Origin of the sequence: Anaerobutyricum hallii DSM 3353 (genome assembly GCF_000173975.1) — a bacterium.
GTDB classification, from domain to species: Bacteria; Bacillota; Clostridia; order Lachnospirales; family Lachnospiraceae; genus Anaerobutyricum; species Anaerobutyricum hallii.
The window spans coordinates 1-3,805 of the sequence record NZ_ACEP01000030.1; the positions used below are offsets into that span (position 1 = coordinate 1).

The 3,805-nt window shown below is 39.6% G+C and carries 2 protein-coding genes; both read right to left on the bottom strand.

The genetic code is table 11. The features are described from left to right. Nucleotides 1-285: ParA family protein (locus EUBHAL_RS02215; RefSeq protein ID WP_005344361.1), on the bottom strand; the 285-nt coding region annotated here is incomplete at its 3' end. A 352-nt stretch (nucleotides 286-637) separates the two neighbouring features. Next, on the bottom strand, nucleotides 638-3,268 hold the full coding sequence (gene ppdK, locus EUBHAL_RS02220) for a pyruvate, phosphate dikinase (RefSeq protein ID WP_005344362.1): 2,631 nt from the start codon (nucleotides 3,266-3,268) through the stop codon (nucleotides 638-640). Nucleotides 3,269-3,805 lie beyond the last annotated feature (537 nt).

Below are 3,805 nucleotides of genomic sequence, written 5' to 3' on the forward strand. Positions count from 1 at the left end.
TGGAGTCTTTTGCTCTGTGATCTTAACAGAACCTTTCACAATATCTATATCCTGGTATTTTGTACGATAGACTGCACTATTTATCCCTTTAGGATTCTCAAGAACATCTCTTACCGTTTTACTGTATCCGTTTACCTTTGCAAAAAATCTTGTACAGTTACATTGTGGATCCAGGTCAATAACTAATACTCTTCCGCCCATTTCCGAAAATGTATAAGCTACGTTTACTGTTGTGGTGGTTTTTCCAACGCCACCTTTTAAATTTGCTACTACATATACTTTCATAATCAATCTCTCCTTAATTTTATCTTTTCAGAGTTAAATTTTATATAATATGTAAATAGATTTAACTCTAGGTTTTTATGTTTTCTAAATTTAATGTTATCCTGTTCATAATAAACCTCCTCGTATAATGAAAATAAAAAAAGGAACAAACCCTGATAATTAGGGTTTATTCCCAAACATGAAACGAGGGAAAGCAATGTTGCTTTCCCTCGCAGAACTTTATATATAGACTTTTACTTCAATATCTTCAAATCTGTTCGCTTTTGTATACTCTGAACGTTCAGCCATAAAGGCCTGCACATCTGCTTTAGTTACCATTAGCGTACAGAGGTAAATATATGATTGTCTATTCCTATTTCCTCTTTTCCGCAATCGCTGCCTGTGCTGCTGCTAATCTTGCGATAGGTACACGGAATGGTGAACAGGAAACGTAATCTAATCCAATTCTATGACAGAATTCTACGGATGATGGATCTCCACCATGTTCTCCACAGATACCACAGTGTAATTCTGGTCTCTGACCTTTTCCTAATTTAACTGCCATATCCATTAACTTACCAACACCATTCTGGTCAAGTTTAGCAAATGGATCGTTCTCGAAAATCTTAGCATCATAGTAAGCGTCTAAGAACTTACCAGCATCATCTCGTGAGAAACCGAATGTCATCTGTGTTAAGTCGTTTGTACCGAAGCAGAAGAACTCAGCTTCTTTAGCGATTTCGTCAGCTAATAATGCTGCACGAGGAATCTCAATCATAGTACCAACTTCGTATTTCATGTCAGAACCAGCAGCTTTGATTTCTTCGTCTGCTGTCTTAACAACGATCTTCTTAACGTATTTTAATTCTTTTTCTTCACCTACTAATGGAATCATGATTTCTGGAACGATTGTCCAGTCAGCATGTTTAGCCTGTACAGCTAATGCTGCACGGATAACTGCTTTTGTCTGCATAACAGCGATTTCTGGATATGTTACTGTCAGACGGCATCCACGATGTCCCATCATAGGGTTGAACTCTTTCAGGCTTTCAATAATAGCTTTAATAGTTTCTACTGATTTACCCTGTGCATCCGCAAGTTTCTTAATATCTTCTTCTGTCTGAGGTACGAACTCATGCAGTGGTGGATCTAAGAAACGAATTGTTACAGGATTACCTTCCATAGCTTCAAATAACTGCTCAAAGTCTCCCTGCTGATATGGAAGAATCTTATCAAGTGCAGCTTCTCTTTCTTCTACTGTATCAGAACAGATCATTTCACGGAATGCATCAATTCTGTTACCTTCGAAGAACATATGCTCTGTACGGCAAAGTCCGATACCTTCTGCTCCAAGCTCACGAGCCTTCTTAGCATCTGAAGGTGTATCAGCGTTCGTACGAACACCCATTGTTCTGTATTTATCTGCCCAAGCCATGATACGACCGAACTCACCAGCGATTGTAGCGTCTACTGTAGGGATAATTCCATCATAGATGTTACCTGTAGAACCATCAAGAGAAATGGCATCTCCTTCGTGGAATTCCTTTCCAGCTAATGTGAATTTTTTGTTCTCTTCATCCATTACGATGTCACCACAACCGGATACACAACAAGTACCCATACCACGAGCAACTACTGCTGCGTGAGATGTCATACCACCACGAACTGTCAGGATACCCTGAGCGCTCTTCATACCTTCGATATCTTCTGGGGATGTCTCAAGACGAACAAGAACAACTTTTTCCCCTCTCTCTGCCCAAGCTTTAGCATCTTCAGCAGTGAAGACAATCTTACCACAAGCAGCTCCAGGAGAAGCTCCAAGTGCTTTACCCATTGGTGTTGCAGCCTTTAATGCAGCAGCATCAAACTGTGGATGTAATAATGTATCAAGGTTACGAGGGTCAATCATTGCAACAGCCTCTTCTTCTGTTCTCATTCCCTCATCTACTAAATCACAGGCAATCTTTAAAGCAGCCTGTGCTGTTCTCTTACCATTACGTGTCTGAAGCATGTATAACTTCTTATTCTCAACAGTGAACTCCATGTCCTGCATATCTCTGTAGTGATCTTCAAGAGTTTTACAAACCTGTTTGAACTGCTCGAATGCTTCTGGGAACTTCTCTTCCATCTGAGCGATTGGCATTGGTGTACGAACACCGGCAACTACGTCCTCTCCCTGTGCGTTTGTAAGGAATTCTCCCATAAGCTTCTTCTCACCTGTAGCAGGATCACGAGTAAATGCAACACCAGTACCACAGTCATCTCCCATGTTACCAAATGCCATACTCTGTACGTTAACAGCAGTACCCCAGCTATAAGGGATATCGTTGTCACGACGGTAAACATTAGCACGTGGGTTATCCCATGAACGGAATACGGCTTTGATAGCTCCCATTAACTGTTTCTTAGGATCATCTGGGAAATCTTCGCCGATTTTCTCTTTATATTCAGCCTTAAACTGAGATGCAAGCTCTTTTAAATCTTCTGCTGTAAGATCAACGTCCTGACTTACACCTTTTTTAGCTTTCATCTCATCGATTAATTCTTCAAAATACTTTTTACCAACTTCCATAACTACATCAGAATACATCTGAATAAATCTTCTGTAGCAATCCCAAGCCCAACGTGGGTTTCCGGATTTAGCGGCAATAGTTTCAACTACTGTCTCATTAAGACCTAAGTTAAGGATAGTATCCATCATACCTGGCATGGAAGCACGGGCACCTGAACGAACTGATACAAGAAGCGGATTCTCTTTATCTCCGAATTTCTTTCCTGTAATCTCTTCCATCTTTACGATATACTCATTAATCTGTCCCTGAATCTCATCGTTAATCTCACGACCATCTTCATAATACTGAGTACAAGCCTCTGTTGTAATTGTGAATCCCTGTGGTACAGGTAATCCAATATTTGTCATCTCAGCCAGATTGGCTCCTTTACCACCAAGAAGATTTCTCATTGTGGCATCGCCTTCTGTAAACAGATATACCCATTTTGCCATTGTTGTGTTCCTCCTTCAATTAACTATCAACATTACTTTATGCGCTTTCCTCACGCGCAATATGAGTATAGCACAAATAAATAAAAAATGCTATATTTTTCCGTCATTTTTTTGCAAAAATTTATCATGGACTGTATTTTTTTGCAACATTCACGATAATTTTAATTTTTTTATACAAAAGAGACTATTTGATGGGATGTTTGCCGTTTAATTCGTTGGGTGGACAGACAGATAGACGAAATTAGAATACAGAATATATGTTTTTAAGTAGATGGGAAACTGCTTGGTGACATCCTCCCCCACCTATAGGACGCCACTGAAAAACTAATTTTACATGCAATATATAGTATTGTAAAATCAACAAACATACTTTATTTTGTATTGATTTACACGTAAAAAGGACTTTTTCAGTGACATCCTATAGAGGTGGGGGCTTCCCAACCTCGGCAAGTTTGGTTCTCGTTCGATAACACTACTGTGCTAAGCATAAGCGAGCTATCCCCGTGTGTCCCACGGTTGTGTTATATTGTGTTAATG

Excerpts from the sequence above, each read along its gene's own strand:
- ppdK (WP_005344362.1), bottom strand. The coding sequence starts at position 3,268 with ATGGCAAAATGGGTATATCTGTTTACAGAAGGCGATGCCACAATGAGA.